The sequence below is a fragment of the Sinomonas sp. G460-2 genome (assembly GCF_047759905.1).
Taxonomy (GTDB): Bacteria; Actinomycetota; Actinomycetes; order Actinomycetales; family Micrococcaceae; genus Sinomonas.
Genome location: NZ_JBKZWT010000068.1, coordinates 1 through 15,385, shown reverse-complemented (window position 1 = coordinate 15,385; position 15,385 = coordinate 1). Strand labels below are relative to the sequence as shown.

12 protein-coding genes and 1 pseudogene are annotated in these 15,385 nt (G+C 69.4%); 2 read left to right on the top strand and 11 right to left on the bottom strand.

The window, feature by feature from the left end; translation table 11 throughout:
• Positions 1-232 precede the first annotated feature (232 nt).
• The 9 genes from ACLN58_RS09145 to ACLN58_RS09105 all read right to left on the bottom strand — a co-directional run bounded on the left by ACLN58_RS09145 (position 233) and on the right by ACLN58_RS09105 (position 11,236).
• Complete coding sequence (locus ACLN58_RS09145; RefSeq protein ID WP_415854943.1) at positions 233-1,000, bottom strand: SDR family NAD(P)-dependent oxidoreductase; 768 nt, start codon at positions 998-1,000, stop codon at positions 233-235.
• 23 nt (positions 1,001-1,023) lie between these two features.
• A complete protein-coding gene (locus ACLN58_RS09140) occupies positions 1,024-2,664 on the bottom strand; it encodes a sulfatase (RefSeq protein ID WP_415854942.1) in 1,641 nt (546 codons plus the stop codon).
• A 141-nt stretch (positions 2,665-2,805) separates the two neighbouring features.
• A complete protein-coding gene (locus tag ACLN58_RS09135; RefSeq protein ID WP_415854941.1) occupies positions 2,806-4,152 on the bottom strand; it encodes an MFS transporter in 1,347 nt (448 codons plus the stop codon).
• Positions 4,153-4,239: 87 nt separating this feature from the next.
• Positions 4,240-6,033: a sulfatase gene (locus ACLN58_RS09130; RefSeq protein ID WP_415854940.1), complete on the bottom strand. Its 1,794-nt coding sequence runs from the start codon at positions 6,031-6,033 to the stop codon at positions 4,240-4,242.
• Positions 6,030-6,668 (bottom strand): PadR family transcriptional regulator, encoded by a 639-nt coding sequence (locus ACLN58_RS09125; RefSeq protein ID WP_415854939.1) that lies wholly within the window; start codon positions 6,666-6,668, stop codon positions 6,030-6,032. Before ACLN58_RS09125 ends, ACLN58_RS09130 begins: the two co-directional genes overlap by 4 nt.
• 139 nt (positions 6,669-6,807) lie before the next feature.
• Complete coding sequence (locus ACLN58_RS09120) at positions 6,808-7,278, bottom strand: MEDS domain-containing protein (protein ID WP_415854944.1); 471 nt, start codon at positions 7,276-7,278, stop codon at positions 6,808-6,810.
• Positions 7,279-7,405: 127 nt separating this feature from the next.
• On the bottom strand, positions 7,406-8,365 hold the full coding sequence (locus ACLN58_RS09115; RefSeq protein ID WP_415854938.1) for a formylglycine-generating enzyme family protein: 960 nt from the start codon (positions 8,363-8,365) through the stop codon (positions 7,406-7,408).
• Between the two features lie 75 nt (positions 8,366-8,440).
• A complete protein-coding gene (locus tag ACLN58_RS09110) occupies positions 8,441-9,034 on the bottom strand; it encodes a TetR family transcriptional regulator (RefSeq protein WP_415854937.1) in 594 nt (197 codons plus the stop codon).
• A gap of 66 nt (positions 9,035-9,100) precedes the next feature.
• Positions 9,101-11,236: an MDR family MFS transporter gene (locus ACLN58_RS09105; protein ID WP_415854936.1), complete on the bottom strand. Its 2,136-nt coding sequence runs from the start codon at positions 11,234-11,236 to the stop codon at positions 9,101-9,103.
• 211 nt (positions 11,237-11,447) lie between these two features.
• On the opposite strand from ACLN58_RS09105, the gene ACLN58_RS09100 reads away from it, so the two are divergent.
• The gene (locus ACLN58_RS09100; protein ID WP_415854935.1) at positions 11,448-11,786 is read left to right on the top strand and encodes a YnfA family protein; all 339 of its coding nucleotides are present in this window, start codon (positions 11,448-11,450) and stop codon (positions 11,784-11,786) included.
• 81 nt (positions 11,787-11,867) lie between these two features.
• Positions 11,868-12,971 carry an ATP-binding protein gene (locus ACLN58_RS09095; RefSeq protein ID WP_415854934.1) on the top strand — a complete coding sequence of 368 codons (1,104 nt, stop codon included), beginning with the start codon at positions 11,868-11,870 and terminating at the stop codon, positions 12,969-12,971.
• Positions 12,972-12,974: 3 nt separating this feature from the next.
• Here ACLN58_RS09095 and ACLN58_RS09090 read toward each other — a convergent pair whose 3' ends face one another.
• Together ACLN58_RS09090 and ACLN58_RS09085 are read right to left on the bottom strand one after the other, a co-directional pair.
• Positions 12,975-14,963 carry a bifunctional sugar phosphate isomerase/epimerase/4-hydroxyphenylpyruvate dioxygenase family protein gene (locus ACLN58_RS09090; protein ID WP_415854933.1) on the bottom strand — a complete coding sequence of 663 codons (1,989 nt, stop codon included), beginning with the start codon at positions 14,961-14,963 and terminating at the stop codon, positions 12,975-12,977.
• Positions 14,963-15,385 (bottom strand): annotated as a pseudogene (locus ACLN58_RS09085) (shikimate dehydrogenase); the annotation flags it as partial. The pseudogene ACLN58_RS09085 and the gene ACLN58_RS09090, both read right to left, overlap by 1 nt.

Genomic DNA, 15,385 nt, shown 5'->3' with positions numbered 1-15,385 from the left:
CGGCCCGCCAAGCAGCGCGACGGCCAGGAGCACGATGTACCCGGCTGCGAGCGCGAGGGCCACGAGGCCCAAGAGCCGGAGGCGGCGGAGCCGGCGGCCCGAATCATCGACAAAGACCGGCCCGCGCCGCAGCGCGGACCGAGACTGCTCGGGGGTGTCCGGGAGTACTGCCATCGGAGGTTAAGTCTAGGCGATGTCTCGACTGGGTCTCAAAAGAGTAACGGCGGCGGCCCTACGGCAGCTCGACTCCTGTGAGCCGGGCGAGCTCGGCGAGCACCGCCTCCTGGAAACGCTCGTCGCTGACTGGAGCCGCCGGCTCACGGCGCGATCGGTGGAACCAGTAGCCGCCGCTCACCGCCGCCTCGGGGTCGTCGCTCGCGGCGAGCCAGGCCTGGGTCTCGTGCCCGGTCTGGAGGTCGCCCGGTGCGTTCGGCCCGCCCATGCGCGTGGGCACCCAGCCGGGGTCGACGGCGTTGCTACGGACGCCCGGCCACCGGCGGGCGAGCCCGAACGCGAGGGCCGTGAGGTAGAGCTTGCTGTCCGAGTAGGCCTGCATCGGGTTCCAGCGGCGCGCGGTCCATTCGACGTCACGCAACGACGGGTCCCCGCCGCGGTGCAGCCCGCTCGTGAGGTAGACGAGCCGATCGGGCCGTTCGAGGAGCGCAGTCAGGAGATACGGCGCGAGGAGATTGACCGCGAGGACGCGCGGATGGCCCTCGGGCGTGCCGCTGCGCTCGGACTCGGTGTACACGCCCGCGTTGTAGATCACGGCGTCCATGCGTCCCAGGGCGTTGACCTGCTCGGCGAGAGCGAGCGTCTCCTCTCGGCTCGCGAGATCGCCCACGACGACGCCTGCCGCGCGGTCCGCGAGCCCCGCGACGGCCTCGACCCGCGAGCGGTCCCGCGCATGCAGGACCACGGCGTGCCCGCCCTCGATGAGCGACTCAGCGGCTCCGCGCCCAAGGCCCTGAGTCGAACCGGTGATGAAGATCCGTGCCACAAGGGCACCCTACTCCCCGGCCCTCACCACGCCGCGACCTCCTCGCTCGGCTCGAAGCCGAGACGCCAGGCCTGGAACCACGTCTGGGCCTCCCCGAGGGTCTCTGCGTCGACGGGGCCGGTGTAGAGGTGCCAGCGGCGGCCATCCGCGACCGGAATCCCCGTGACCCGCTCGAGCGGGCTCGGCTCGCGCTGTTCTTCCGCGGGCGAGTCGGTGGTCCACGCGATCGAGGAGCCGAGCGTGGGGCAGTCCGCGGCGAGGCCCGCCGGGGTGCGGACGACGGCGGGTGGTGCGGTCGTGTGCGCGCGCCCACCGGGGCGCCAGCCCTCTAAGAGCGTCTCCTCGTCCAGGAGGCCGAGGTCGCCGTAGCGATCCTGCCAGGCCTGGAGGGCCTGGCGGAGGCGGGCGAGATCCGCGGCGTGCCCGGGGTCCCCGGCGAGGTTGCGGGTCTCGTGCGGGTCGGCGGCGAGGTCGTAGAGCTCCTCCGCCGGCTTGTCCGCGGCGAGGAGCTGGCGCTGGAGCGGCGTGAGGAGGCTCCTTCGCTCGCCGCGGCCCAGCTGCTCGGCCTCCTGGAACGCGAAGCGCCGCAGCTCCGCCCACGTGGCCAGATGGTCCGGGTAGTCGTTGTGCTGCATCGGGGCACGGTCGGGATGGTAGTTCCGGATGTAGCGGAACCGCGCATCGCGGACGGTTCGGGTCGTGTCCTCGGCCTCGCCCTGACGGTCCCGGCCGCCGAAGGTGAACTCATTCGGCCGCTCTGCGAGCCGGCCTGCCGCGTCGAAGAGCGCTACCCCGTGCATGTGGGACGGGACCGGGAGCCCGGCGGCGGCGAGCATGGTCGGGGCCAGGTCCATCGTGTGCACGAGGTCGGTGACGACGGTGCCCGGGGCGATCCGCCCCGGCCAGCGGACCAGGAGCGGCTCCCGCAGGCCCGCCTCGCACGCCCACCGCTTGGCCCGCGGCATCCCCCGCCCGTGGTCGGACCAGAACACCACGATGGTGTCCCCCGCCAGCCCGTCCTCCTCCAGCTCGGCCAGGATCCCGCCCACCCACGCGTCCATCTCCGTGACCAGGTCCGCGTACCGGGCGATCGCGTCCCGGAACACCGCAGTGTCGGGATAGTACGGCGGCACCGGGGCCGCGGCCGGGTCGTGCCGGGCATCTGCGGGCACGTGGGCTGTCGCGGCCGCGAACGCCTCCTCGCCGAGGTAGAGCTGCGACTCGTGGGTGGCCATCCCGTGGAACGCTGCGAAGAACGGCTGATCGGCGTCGGGGCGGTTGCGCCAATGCGCCGTGGCCGAGCAGTCGTCGAACACCGTGCGCGGCACCTCGACCTGGAAGTCCGTGAAGACGTTGTTCGTCGTGTAGTACCCCGCGGCCCGGAAGTACTCCGGCAGCAGCCGCACCTCCGGCGGCGGGACCGCCTTCGTGCGCATGTGCATCGTCCCGATCGCCGTCGGGAAACACCCCGTCATGATCGCCGACCTCGCCGGGGCACAAATGGGAGCCGCGGCGAACGCGGCGTCGAACCGCGCGCCGTCGTCCGCCAGCCGATCAAGGTGAGGCGTCACCGCGTACTCCGCCCCCGGCCACACCCCGGAATAGCACCCGAGGTCCGGATTGATGTCATGCGTGGAGATCCACACGATGTTCGGCCGCTTCACGGTGATCCTTTCCGGTGGGGCGAGTATGGGTGGCGCGGCCGTTCCCGACCTTCCTTCGCCGCCTTTTTCGCGCCGCAGCGGCGTGTTGTCAGGCAACACGCCGTCGGCGTCGTTTGAAGAAGGTCGCGAACCGCGGCGGGGTCAGCTCTGGCCGAGGGCCTCCTGGCGCCGACGCTCGAGCGTCTCGGTCACGCGGGCCACGTCACGCGGGTAGACCGCGTACAGTCCGGTCAGCACCGCGGCGTTGACGATCATGAGGATCACCATGACCCAGAGGAACACCGTCTGGATGCCGAGGCTCGTGGCGAGCGCGCCGGCGCCGAGGGAGAACAGGGCCCAGCCGATCGTCTCGAAGATGGTCAGGAAGATCGCGAACGCCTGGCCGCGCAGCTCCGGCAGAATCACGGCGGCGACGATCGAGCGGTTCACCGACGGGTTGAGGCCCTGGCCGAAGCCCATGAGGGCCCAGAAGATCGCGTAGATACCGATGCCCTCGTGGTGGAACTGCGTCCCGAAGAACGCTACGACCGCGAAGAACACCTGCGCTCCCTGGATGTAGCCCACGCGGCCGCGGTGCGGGATCACGCGGTCCAGGAGGGCCAGGAACCAGCCGCCGCCCACCGTTCCGGCAAAGTACGCGAGGCCAAATGGAACGAGCACGGTCGCCGCGACGGCGTTGGTGAAGTGGCGCTCGGTCACGAGGAACTGGATGCCGAAAATCGAGATGAGCAGGTGGCCCGAGAGGAGCCGGGAAAGCATCATGAGGGAGAACGAGGGCACCTTCATGATCGAGAGCACCGAGGCGACCGTCACGCGGGAGAGGTTGCGCTTGTTCTCGGAGAGGTCGGCGAGCTGCTTCTCCGCGGCACCGACACCCGGGTCCCTGTAGAGACTGGCCACGACGAGGCCCGCCAGGACGCAGATCGCGCCGATGGTCCACATGCCGTACCGCCAGCCGTCGGTGAGCCCGGTGAAGAGCGCGATGACGGGCGCCACGAACGAGCTGATGAGGCTGATGAAGCCGTAGAAGTACCCCACCGCCTTGCCTCGGTTCGCGTCGTCGAACGAGTCGGCGAGGATCGCGTTGGAGATCGGCACGCCGCCCACCATCGCGGCGGACATGAGCGCGTTGAAGATGATGAGCTGGGTGAAGTTCTGGGAGAAGCCGGCGGCCGCGCCGAACAGGCCGCCGACGAGCGTGATGAGCACGAGCGTCTTGCGGCGGCCGATGCGACCCGCGAGCCAAGTCCATGCCGGCCCCGCGGGCACGGCGATGATCTTGCCGAGCGCCGCGAGCAGGCCGAGGTGCCCGCTGTTGAGCTTCAGGGCGGCCGCGATCGAGGGGAAGATCGTCGAGGTCAGGCCGGACTCCGTGTTGTCGACGACGCTCACGCCCGTGAGGACCATGAGATTCCGCCAGCGGTGGGGCACGTGGCGGGCTTGGGTTTCGCCCTCGACGGGAGTGGATTTGGTGATCTGGGCTTCCATGGTTTGTTCCTGACTGCTCTGGCAGGTGCGGGGGATTTTACGGGTGGGTGGGCGGGTTTAGGCGGGCGGGTTTAGGTGAGCGGGGGGTCAGGCCGCGGGGACCGGCGCGAGCTCCTGGGCGAGCTGTTCGAGGGTCGCCGGGGCCACCGGCGAGACCTTGGCCAGCTGGTAGATGGTGAACTGGGGGGCGATGCTGACCAGTTCGGTCGAGACGAGATGCGGCAGGAGCCTCTCGAGCACGGTCCGGCACCGGGGGTCCTGGAGCAGTTCGAGGATGGGGGTCTCGAGTGCTTGGCCTTCGGCGTGGAACGAGGCGAGGGGCGGCAGCGGCTCGAGGGCCGCGGCGGCGCGCTCGGCCTGACGGCGCACCAGGAGGTCTTCCGTGGTGGGCGGGGCGCCGAACGGGATCCCGAGCCGCTCGAACTGGCTCTTCGGGGCGTCCGAGGCGTGCAGGAGCTCGGCGAGGAGCCGGAGCATGCGCAGCTCGACGTCGTCGTCCGCGAGGGGATGCTCCTGCGCGGGGTCGGTTTCGAGGTCGAAGAGGAGCGTGCCGTGCGCCCACGGGTTCATGAGGGACTTCGTGTGGACCTTGAGGGTGCGAAGGCCCTTCGTGAACGTGAACGGCTCGGCGGGCTCCCAGGCCGCGAGTTCCCCGACGGAGAACCGCGAGCGCATGTGGGTGGGCATGAGGGTGTAGTCCTCGAGTGGGCCGTTCGCCGCGTCGGCGGCGGCGCGCATGTAGACGTAGCGCCCGTCCGTGACGTTGACGTGGCCGCCGTGGATGCCGAAGAGCGCGGCGTCGCGCACCGTGGTGTCGTCCTCGAGGACGACGGCGAGGTCCCGGCCTTGCATGTCCGGCGTCGGCTCGAGCCCGAAGAAGCGGAGCATCGTCGGGGCGATGTCGATCGTCTGGGCGAGGGCGCCGCGGCGGGCATCGCGCCCGGCGGTGCGGGGGTCCCACAGGAACATGGGCAGGTGGACGAGCTCGTTGAACCACGGCTGGATCGACTTGGCCCACCAGCTGTGCTCGCCGAGCAGGAAGCCGTGGTCGGTGTTGACCAGCAGGAGCGTGTCCTCCCAGAGGCCGTACTTGTCCATGGCGTCGAGGACGCGGCCCAGGGACTTGTCGCACATCGAGACGAGCGCGGCGTACTCGTAGCGCGCGTGCTCGACCTGGTCCTCGGGCTCGGTGACTCGCTCGTAGCCGGGCCAGTCGAACTCGGGTCCGTCGTAGCGGTGCGGGTACATGGCCTTGTAGGCCTCGTGGGTGAAGAACGGCTCGTGCGGGTCGAAGAGCTCGATCTGGAGCAGCCACTGGTCCGCGGCATGGTTCGTGTCGATGAAGTGGATGCCGGCGTCGACGGTGCGGGTCTGGGAGTGCTCGGCCTCGGTGGGCATGTAGGAGCGGTTGATGAGGTCCTGACGCTTCATCCCCGCCCGCCAATTCCCGGCGCCGGGCTTCGCGCCGCCGTTCCCGCCGTCGTCGGTCGCCGGGGCCACGACGCCCTTCCACGGGTCGCCCTCCTGGCCGCGGAAGAACTCCCACGTCGTGTACCGGGGGTGGTAGGTCGCGCCGCCGTCCTCCCAGTAGTGGGGGTGGTCGGACGCGAGATGGGTGTGGACGCCCGCGTTCTTGAGCAGTTCGGGCATCGAGTCATCGAAGGGCTCGAGCGGGCCCCAGCTGCGGTGCAGGAAGTTGTAGCGGCCGGTGTGCATCTCGCGGCGGGCCGGCATGCACGGCATCGAGCCGGCGTAGAAGTTCTCGAACGTGACAGAGCGGGACGCGAGGCGCGCGAAATTCGGCGCGTCCACGATCGTGTCGGCGTAGGGCGACAGCATGTGGCGGTTGAGGCTGTCGAACATGAGGATGATGGCCCTCATCGGGTGGTCCTTTCGGTGGCTGCCGGGACTGCGTCCTCGACGTCGTCGCCCGGGCGCGAGGTGATGGAGCGCGAGGAGAGCTTGCCGTCGAGGAGGTCCTTCCGGATCTCCAGCAGTCCGGCGAGATGCGCGTCGATCGCCGCGGCGCCCATGTAGTGAAGGCGGTCGCCGAGCGCGTCGGCGAATTCGGGGTCAAAGGGGATGGTGGGCGCCCAGTGTTCGCGCCGATCGCGGAACCGGTAGCGGCCGATCTCCTCTTGACGGGTCTGGATCTCGGTGTCGATGAGGCGGAGAACCTGCTCCGCGCTCATGAATCCTGCGAAGCTCAAGCGCGCCCCGAGCTCGGGGTCCTGAAAGCGCGACGGCGGCTGGTACGGTCCCGTGAGCCAGTCCAGGAAGATCGTGGCGCCCTCCTCGGTGACGCGGTACGTCTTGGCGTCCTGCGCGCCTGGGCGGGGCTCGACTGTGTGCGTCACCCAGCCCTGCTGCTCCATCGTGGTGAGCGAGCGGTACACCTGGCTCATCTGCGTGTTCGAGCGGAGGAAGCGGCCGTGTGTGTCGAGGTATTTCTTGAGGTCGTAGCCGGTGCTGGGGTGCGCCGACAGCACTCCGAGAAGGATGTGTTCGAGCTTCATCGCTCTCCAATGCTTGCCTGTGAGGTGGTTCACTTGAAGGATGGCACAAGTGGAAGCCTTGGTCAATAGCACAAGTGGAATGGTCAGGAAGGCATGCTCGATAGGGCTGAGTTTGACGAATGTCAGTGGCTGGGCGGGGTCAGAGGTCGACCGGGCGGTGCAGGCCCATGAGCGTCTGCACGGTCGCGGCGGCGCTCCTGGTCCGGTCGAACGCACACAGCCCCGTGATGGGCTTGGTCCGCATGAGCGAATCCGCCTCGTCCTCCCAGCGCATCCACGCCTCGAGGCGGCCGGGATCCGACGTCAGGCTGGTGTTGTCCGCCGCCACCCGCAGCCCGGTGTAGCCAAGCGCGAGCGCCTCCGCCAACGTGGCTTCGAAGGCGATCCGCTGCGCGGGGGGATCGACAATCCGCTCCGCACCGTAGATTTCGACGGTGCTGAAGATCAGGAGATCGCCGCGCTCAACAAGGCCCCTGGGCCAGAGGCCGGCCTTCGGCTCGTCAGCGATGAAGACCTGCCGCTCCCCGCGGGCATGTCCTTCCGCCAGGAACGACGCAACACGGCCTTCGAATTCCGGCAAGCCCCGATAGGACCACCCGATATGGCCCACTGGCCAACGGGTCTCCGGGTGCGGCCGGGCGATGCGCTCGTGCACTAGCGCCTCTTTTCGATCAAGGAGACGGTTCCGCTACCCCTGGAGGACAGACCCTATTGGCCGGGTGCTGGCGGGCCCAGGGTCAGAGCGCGATGGTCCGGAAGCCGCAGTTGCCGCTCGAGGATTCGGGGGTGTTGTGCGAGCGGGCCGCGACGCGGTACCGATTGCAGTAGGACTCGTGGCACAGGTACGAGCCCCCGCGCATGATGCGCCCGGCCCCGATCGTGGGGCCCTGCGGGTTCACCGCCGGGGAGTTCGCGTAGTACTTGGGCAGGAACCAGTCCGCGCACCACTCCCACACGTTCCCGGCCACCTCGTACAGCCCGAAGCCGTTCGGCGGGAAGCTCCTGACCGGGGCCGTGCCGAGGAAGCCGTCCTCGACCGTGTTCTCCGAGGGGAACGTGCCTTGCCAGATGTTGCACCGGTGCTCACCCCCCGGGGTCAGCTCGTCGCCCCACGCGTACCGCCTCCCGGCCAGGCCGCCGCGCGCGGCGTACTCCCACTCGGCCTCGGTGGGCAGGCGTCGGTGCGCCCACGCGCAGTACGCGACCGCGTCGTACCACGACACGTGCACCACGGGGTGGTCCGCCACGTCCCGCCACGAGGACTGCGGGCCGCGGGGGTGGGCCCAGTCGGCCCCGGCCACGTTGAGCCACCACGGGACCCCGGCCGCGGCACCGACCACCCCGCCGGAATCGGCCAGAAGATGGAACACCGCCGAGGACCCGTAGGCCTCGGCCTCGGTCCGGTAGCCCGTCGCGTCCACGAACGCGGCGAACATCGCGTTCGTCACCTGGGTCGCATCGATGCGGAACCCGTCGACCGTCACCTCGTGCACCGGAAGCTCGCCGTCGGAGGCGTACCCCTCGCCGAACGCGTCCCCCATCGCGAAGAGCCCACCCGGCACCGCCACCTCGGCGTGGAGCGCGCCGGCGACGCTGCCGCCCTGGCCCGCCTCGCCGTCGTCCGCTCGCCTCGGTGCGCCCAGCGATACCGGCTCCGGCCCGCGCGACGGCGTGCAGCAGCTCCCCGAATGTTCCATGACGGCTCCTCTTCTGGGTGACCCCAAGTCTCTGCCCAGCGTAACCCTGCGGCGGGCGGGCAGCCCGGCCAGCCCTCAGCCGATCGCCAGCGAGCAGAGCCGCCCGACCGTGGTGCGCAGATCCTCGAGGGCGGGCCGACCGGGACGGGTCGTGTAGACGCTGTCGGCGTGCAGGAACAGGGCCGCGAAGACGAGGGCCACGGAGAGGCGCGCCTGGATCGGCGTCGTCCTCTGTTCGGCAAGGTAGATCACGCGCTCCCGCACGCCCGAGGTCCACTGGTGGAGCGCCGCGAGGAGGTCGGGCTCGAGCCGCATGAGCTCGCGGAGGCGCGGAAGGTTCTCGTCCGGGCCGCCGGAGACGTTGGCCACGAGTTCGCAGAGGTCGTCGACGAGCGGCCCGCTGCTCTGCAGGAAGCGTTGCTCGTGCTCGATCGCGAGGAGCGTCGCGGGGAGGCCGAGGGTCGCGGCCGCCTTCGACGGGAAGTAGTTGAAGAACGTCCGCTCCGAGATGGTGGCCCTCGCGCAGATGTCCCCGATCGTGACGTGGGCGAGACCGCGTTCGACGACGAGTTCGTACGCCGCGTCGTGAATCGCCTGCCGGGTCAGCAGCTTCTTGCGCTCTCGCAGCGAACCCGGGTTGTCGGCGAGGGGTGTGGGGGTGGTGCTCACGGTGGTTCCTGTCATGCAGAACGTCTGGCGGGGCGCCCGCCAGCGGCGTGCGCCCCACCCCCGACGCTACGGCCGGTGGACTCGAATCGGCCCGGTGGCCGGCGCCGTGGGCGCTCCGGCCTCGGCGGCGGCCTCCATCGCGTATACCTCGAGGTCGTCAACGGTGCCGAGCTTGTCGGCCTGCTCCTGAAGGGCCGAGCGCGCGCGAAGCGGCGGCGTCTTGAAGAACCAGCTGAGCACGAACGCGAGGGCGATCACGCCGAGGCCTACCCAGTAGATGCTGACGGCCGACGAGTTGAAGCCGGTCATGAACGGCCGCGTGAGGCGGGCGTCCGCACCCTTGAGGTACGAGGTGTCAGACGTGTTCGACGAGGACGACTGGCTCGACGACGTGGCGTTCTTGAGCTGGTCGATCATGGTGGGAACCACCTTGTCGACGATCGCGGAACGCTGCGACTGGTTCGAGTAGTCGATCGCGAGGCGACCGTCGACCACGGAGGCGCCGGCCTGCTTCGCGGCGGCCGTGAGGGCCTGCTGCTCGGCGGCGGGCTTGGCGGCTGCGGACTGCTGGTCGATCACCGCAGAGGCGGACGACGCCGGGATGGCACCGGCGGCGACTTGCTGCTGGACGGCGGCGGTCACCTGCTGGGTCACAGTCTGATCGGCGGCCTGCTTCGCTGCCGTCGTGCCCTGGTCGAGGCCCGACTGAATCTGGGCCTTGATCGGGGTGACGATCGGGTTCCAGATCTGCTGCATGATGCCCGCGTTGGCCTGGTCGGTCGCGACGGACGGGGTGAGGGCCGCGTCGAGCGCGCTCGTGAGATCGGCCTTGTTCTGCATCGCGGTCGTGATATTCGTCGGCATGAGCGCGAACAGCACCGAGAGCAGCACCGCGGTGCCGAGCGTTCCGCCGATCTGGCGGAAGAACGTCGCCGAGCTCGTGGCGACACCCATGTCCTGCGGCGTCACGGCGTTCTGCGAGGCGAGGGTGAGTGACTGCATGAGCTGGCCGAGGCCCAGACCGATGAGGAACATCGCGATCATGAGGAACCACAGCGGCTTGTCAATGGTCATGAACGTGAGCACGAGGTAGCCGAAGCCCGTCACGAGCGTGCCCGTGATCGGGAAGATCCGATACTTGCCCGTGCGGGCCACGATCTGGCCGGACACGATCGAGGCGATCATGAGGCCGCCCACCATCGGCAGGGTCGCGAAGCCGGACTCCGTGGGGCTCAGGCCTGTGACGAGCTGGAGGTACAGGGGCAGCGTCAGCATGGCGCCGAACATCGCGAAGCCGACGAGGAAGCCGAGCACCGTCGCCATCGAGAACGTCGACGAGTGGAACAGCCGCAGCGGGATGATCGCGTCATCCTTCATGGCCGTCTCGACGATGATGAAGCTGATGAGGCCGATCACGCCGATCACGTAGCACGCGATCGAGCCAGCGGAGCTCCAGCCCCACTCCCGGCCCTGCTCGGCCACGAGGAGGAGCGGAACGAGCGTGACAATGACGGAGGTCGCACCCCACCAGTCGATGCGGGACGTGCTCCGGTCATGGAACTTGGGCAGGTGCAGGAACGCGAGCACCATGCCGAGCGCGATGAGGCCGATCGGGACGTTGACCAGGAAGACCCAGCGCCAGCCCGAGATGAAGAGGATCTGGCTCGCGCCGGAGAACAGGCCACCGATGAGCGGGCCGACCACCGAGGACACCGCGAAGACGGCGAGGAAGTAGCCCTGGTACTTGGCGCGCTCGCGCGGGGCGAGGATGTCGCCCATGATCGCGAGCGGGAGCGACATGAGCGCGCCGGCGCCGATGCCCTGGAATGCGCGGAATCCGGCGAGCATGAGCATCGAGGTCGAGAACGAGGACATGAGCGAGCCGACGATGAAGACGCCGAGGCCGAAGATGTAGAGCGGGCGGCGGCCGAAGATGTCGGACAGCTTGCCGTAGATCGGCGTCGCGATCGTCGAGGTAATGAGGTAGGCGGTGGTGACCCAGGCCTGCTGGTCGAGGCCGTGCAGGTCGTCGCCGATGGTCCGGATCGCGGTACCGACGATGGTCTGGTCAAGCGACGAGAGGAACATCCCCGCCATGAGGCCGTAGATGACCAGGAGAATCTGCCGGTGGGTCATCACCGGGCTAGACGGAGCGGCGCTCCGCGCGTCGCGCGCCGTAGAACCGGCCGCAGGATTGGACATGGGATTGATCCGAATCTCTCAGAGGGGGCAAACTCGATGAGGCCCTTGTTCGGTTGCCTAAGTTTGCAGACTCTGCAAGTTTACGCAGTCTGCAAGAAGGCAGGCAACGTCGGATTCGGAAATTGTCTCCGTTTCCCCTGTGAGGTTCGTCTCACGGCGAGGGACTCCCGTGCGGAGGCTCCGAACCGCGTGCGGCTGGGATCATGTGGGCGTGAGCATCCTCAAGTCCTCCGTGCTGTTCGTCCTGGCCGCTGCCGCCGAAATCGGCGGGGCGTGGCTCGTCTGGCAGGCGGTCCGCGAGGGGAAGCCCTGGTGGTGGGCCGGGCTCGGGATCGCCGCCCTGGGCGCCTACGGCTTCGTCGCGACGTTCCAGCCAGACGCGCATTTCGGCCGGGTCCTCGCCGCGTACGGCGGGGTCTTCGTGGCGGGCTCCCTCGCGTGGGGCGTCGTCGTGGACGGCTTCCGCCCCGACCGCTGGGACGTCGCGGGAGCGGTGATCTGCCTCCTCGGAGTCACGGTGATCATGTTCGCGCCCCGCGCGTCGGCCTGACCGGCCTCACGTTCTAGACCCTCTAGAATCAAGGAAGATTCACCAGATTCACCAGATTCACCTAGATTCACCGGAGGGCCTGTGCAGAATCCGTTCCGCCCCACAGCCGGCGCCACGCCGCCCGTGATCGTCAGCCGCGACGGTTTGCTCCGCGAATTCGAATACGGCCTCGGGATCAGGTCGGGCGCGCCCGGGCTCCTCACCATCTTCACCGGCGCCCGGGGCGTGGGCAAGACCGTCATGCTCGGCGCGGCGGAGGATCTGGCCCAGGAGCGTGGTTGGCTCGTTATCTCGGAAACGGCCACGCCGGGATTCATGGGAAGGGTCGGCGAGGCAATGCGCCGGGCGCTCGCGGAGCTGGGCGACGGCCCCACCGGTCGGCGCATCACGGGAGTTAGTGTGGCCGGCTTCGGCGTCACCACCCAACTCCCGCCCGAGCAGCAGGTCACATGGCGCGAAAAGGGAGAGGAGCTGCTGCGGGCCCTCGACGATCACGCGACGGGGCTCGCCATCACGGTCGACGAGGTCCATGCCGCCGATCGCACCGAGATCGCTACCCTCGCGGCCAATGTTCAGCACTTCATCCGCGAGGGCCTTCCGATCGCGCTCATCTTCGCAGGCCTGCCCGCCGCGGTCTCCGACCTACTCAACGAAGGCGTCGCGACCTTCCTCCGAAGGGCCGATCGCATCGACCTGCACGCCGCGTCAATCGACGAGACCGCGAACTCGTTCGCCGACCTCTTCGCTAAGGGCGGCTACGAGCTACACCCCGACCTAGCCAGGGCCGCCGCCGACGGAACCGGCGGCTACCCGTTCCTCATCCAACTTGTCGGCTACAGCCTCTGGCAAGAGGCCGAAGCCGCGTCGGGCTCACTCGACGCCGCCGCCGTGGAGCGGGCCGTTGCGGCCGCGCGCCGCCGCAACGAGCGAACCGTCATCGAGGCTGCCCTCTCCACAGCGAGCGCGCGCGATTCAGACTTCCTCCTCGCGATGGCGCAGGACGACGGAGCGTCCGATGTGGGTGACATCGGCCGCCGCATGAGCGCAAGACCGAATCTGGTCGGCAAGTATCGGGCCCGGCTCATCGACGCTGGGCTCGTGGAGCAAGCCGGCTATGGTCAGGTCGACTTCGCCATCCCGGGCCTGCGGGAGTATCTCCGCGCCCGAACGCTCGGTCGCCCCTAGAATTCAGCGCCGGTGGGCGTGCTGGACCGCGTGCCGGATCGGGGCGTTCGGCGCTCCAAAGCCGTCGTAGCCGCCGATCCGCTGAACCACCTCGAAGAACACGCTCCCCACGGTGGCCGTGTAGAAGTGCAGGAACTCGCCGTCGGCGTCGCGGTCGTACAGGAGATTGAGCTCGCGGAGCGTTGCGAGAAACTCCGGGTCGAGGCCGTACCGGGCATCGAGGTCCTCGTAGTAGTTCTCGGGGATCGCGAGGAACGGCAGCTTCCGGGCCCGGCACGCCTTCGCCGTGGCCACGAGGTCCGGGACGACAATCGCGATGTGCTCCTGGAACGTATCCCGCACCGTTCCACGCACGCTGTCGGCCTGCACCCACGGCGCGAGGTTGAGCGCGAGCCGAACCGAGCGGTCCTCCGTCTGCATGACCTGCGAGCGCACGAGACCAGCCGGGCTCGACACGTCCTGCGACGGCTGCGGGCTCAGCGCCAACACCGACGAATAGAACAGGACCGCCTCGTCGTAGTGCTGCCACGGTTGGGCGAGGTTGATGTGGTCGATGCGCGCAGCTGCCAAGGTGTGGTCACCTTGCGTGGGCGCCACCGGAATTGCTCCGCCGGCTGCTTCGCCTGACGCCGGCTCCGCAATCCCGGCGACGCCTTCGTCGTCCGGCTCGCCGCGGGCATCACCCTCCCCCGAACCGAATTCTTGGGTCCAGAACGTGTCTTGGCACAGGAACACCTCGGTCCCGTCGGGCGCCTGGACCGCCTGCAACACCTCCTCGTTCGCCTGCGAGGTCCGCGGCACCGGCACCGCCTTGAGTTGCACCGCGCGGGCGACGGCGGCCACCGAGTTCTCGACGTCGAAGCCGAGCGCGGAGATCCCCGGCTCGACGCCGCGGGCCTGCTGCCGGTTGAGCACGATCCGCGCGTCGCCGAGCGTCCACAGGCTCACGGGCTTGGTGCGGTGCTCGCCGCCCGGTTGGAAGCCGAGCTGGCCGAGCAGGCGCTCGAGCTCGGCGGTCGCCGCTCCGCCGTCCGCCGCCTTGATCTCGGCGAAGTTGAGGCCCGACGGCGGCGCAACCTGCGGGAGCGTCGTGAGCGGCATCGCGTAGGCGCGGGACGCCTGGGCGAGCTGAGCGGGCGAGGGGGCAACGCCGGCCGCGTCTGCGGCGGACGCCGCCAGGTGCTGCGCCGTGCGCTCCTCGAGCCAGATGAGCGAGCGCATGGCGTCGACGGCGGTGCGCTCTACGTCGGACTGCCGGAACGTGTCGTTGAAGACCTCGAGCGAGACCGGCCCGGCGTACCCGGTCCGGGCCACGTGGCCGAGGAACTTGGGCAGGTCGAACTGCCCCTCCCCCGGGAACACGCGGTAGTGACGGCTCCAGCTCAGCACGTCGAGGGAGAGCTTGGGGGCGTCCGCCACCTGGACGAAGAAGATCTTCTCCCCCGGGATCCCCTCGATCGGCGCGGTGTCCCAGCCGCGCGAAAGGATGTGGAAAGTGTCGAGGCACGTGCCGAGATTCGGGTGGTTGGCGTCGTCCACGATTCGCCACGCGTGCTCGAAGTCGTTGACGTAGGTGCCCCACGCGAGCGCCTCGTACGCGACCTTGGCGCCGTGGTCGGCGGCGAGCTCGGCGAGCCCGTGGAGCTGCTCAGTGCGGAGGGCATCGTCGTCGATGCTCGCCGTCCCGACGTTGCTGCACACGAGGATGGTGTCGATGCCGAGCCGGCCCATGAGCTTGAACTTCGCATCGGCGCGGCGCAGGTTGGCGCGGTAGAGCTCGTCCGGCACGGAGTCGAAGTCCCGGAACGGCTGGTACAGATCGAGGCCGAGGCCAAGATCGTCGGCGAGGCGGCGCACGTCCTCGGGGCTCAGCGACGAGGTGACGAGGTCCGTTTCGAAGATCTCCACCCCGCCGAACCCCGCCTTCGCGGCCGCGCGGAGCTTCTCCTCGAGCGTGCCGGACAGGCAGACGGTCGCGATCCCGGTGCGCATCAGGCGGCCCCTGAGGCACCAGCGAACGCGGATGCCGCGGTCTGCTCTGACGCAGCCTCGAGCTCGATGAGCTCGAGGAAGTGCGCGCGCATCCGCTCCGCGTCCGGCTCGACCCCGGTGAAGATGCGGAACGCGTCGACGGCCTGTCCCACGGCCATGCGCCCGCCGTCGAGCACGCGGCATCCGGCCGCGCGGGCGTCGCGCACGAGCTGCGTCTCAATCGGCCGGTACACGATGTCAGCGACCCATTGCCGCGCGTCGAGCAGCGAGGTGTCGAACGGCGTGCCCGGGTGTGCAGCCATCCCCACCGGGGTGCAATGGACGACGCCGTCCGCGGCCTCGAGCAGCGAAGCGAGCTCCGCCGTCGTGCGCCCCTCGACGGACGCGCGGGGAAAGAGCGAGGCGAGTTCGGCGGCGCGGTC

What these genes read in the sequence shown, in the direction of transcription:
- ACLN58_RS09135 (WP_415854941.1), bottom strand. Translation starts at nt 4,152, where the DNA reads ATGGAAGCCCAGATCACCAAATCCACTCCCGTCGAGGGCGAAACCCAA.
- ACLN58_RS09130 (WP_415854940.1), bottom strand. Translation starts at nt 6,033, where the DNA reads ATGAGGGCCATCATCCTCATGTTCGACAGCCTCAACCGCCACATGCTG.
- ACLN58_RS09125 (WP_415854939.1), bottom strand. Translation starts at nt 6,668, where the DNA reads ATGAAGCTCGAACACATCCTTCTCGGAGTGCTGTCGGCGCACCCCAGC.
- ACLN58_RS09115 (WP_415854938.1), bottom strand. Translation starts at nt 8,365, where the DNA reads ATGGAACATTCGGGGAGCTGCTGCACGCCGTCGCGCGGGCCGGAGCCG.
- ACLN58_RS09105 (WP_415854936.1), bottom strand. Translation starts at nt 11,236, where the DNA reads ATGTCCAATCCTGCGGCCGGTTCTACGGCGCGCGACGCGCGGAGCGCC.
- ACLN58_RS09090 (WP_415854933.1), bottom strand. Translation starts at nt 14,963, where the DNA reads ATGCGCACCGGGATCGCGACCGTCTGCCTGTCCGGCACGCTCGAGGAG.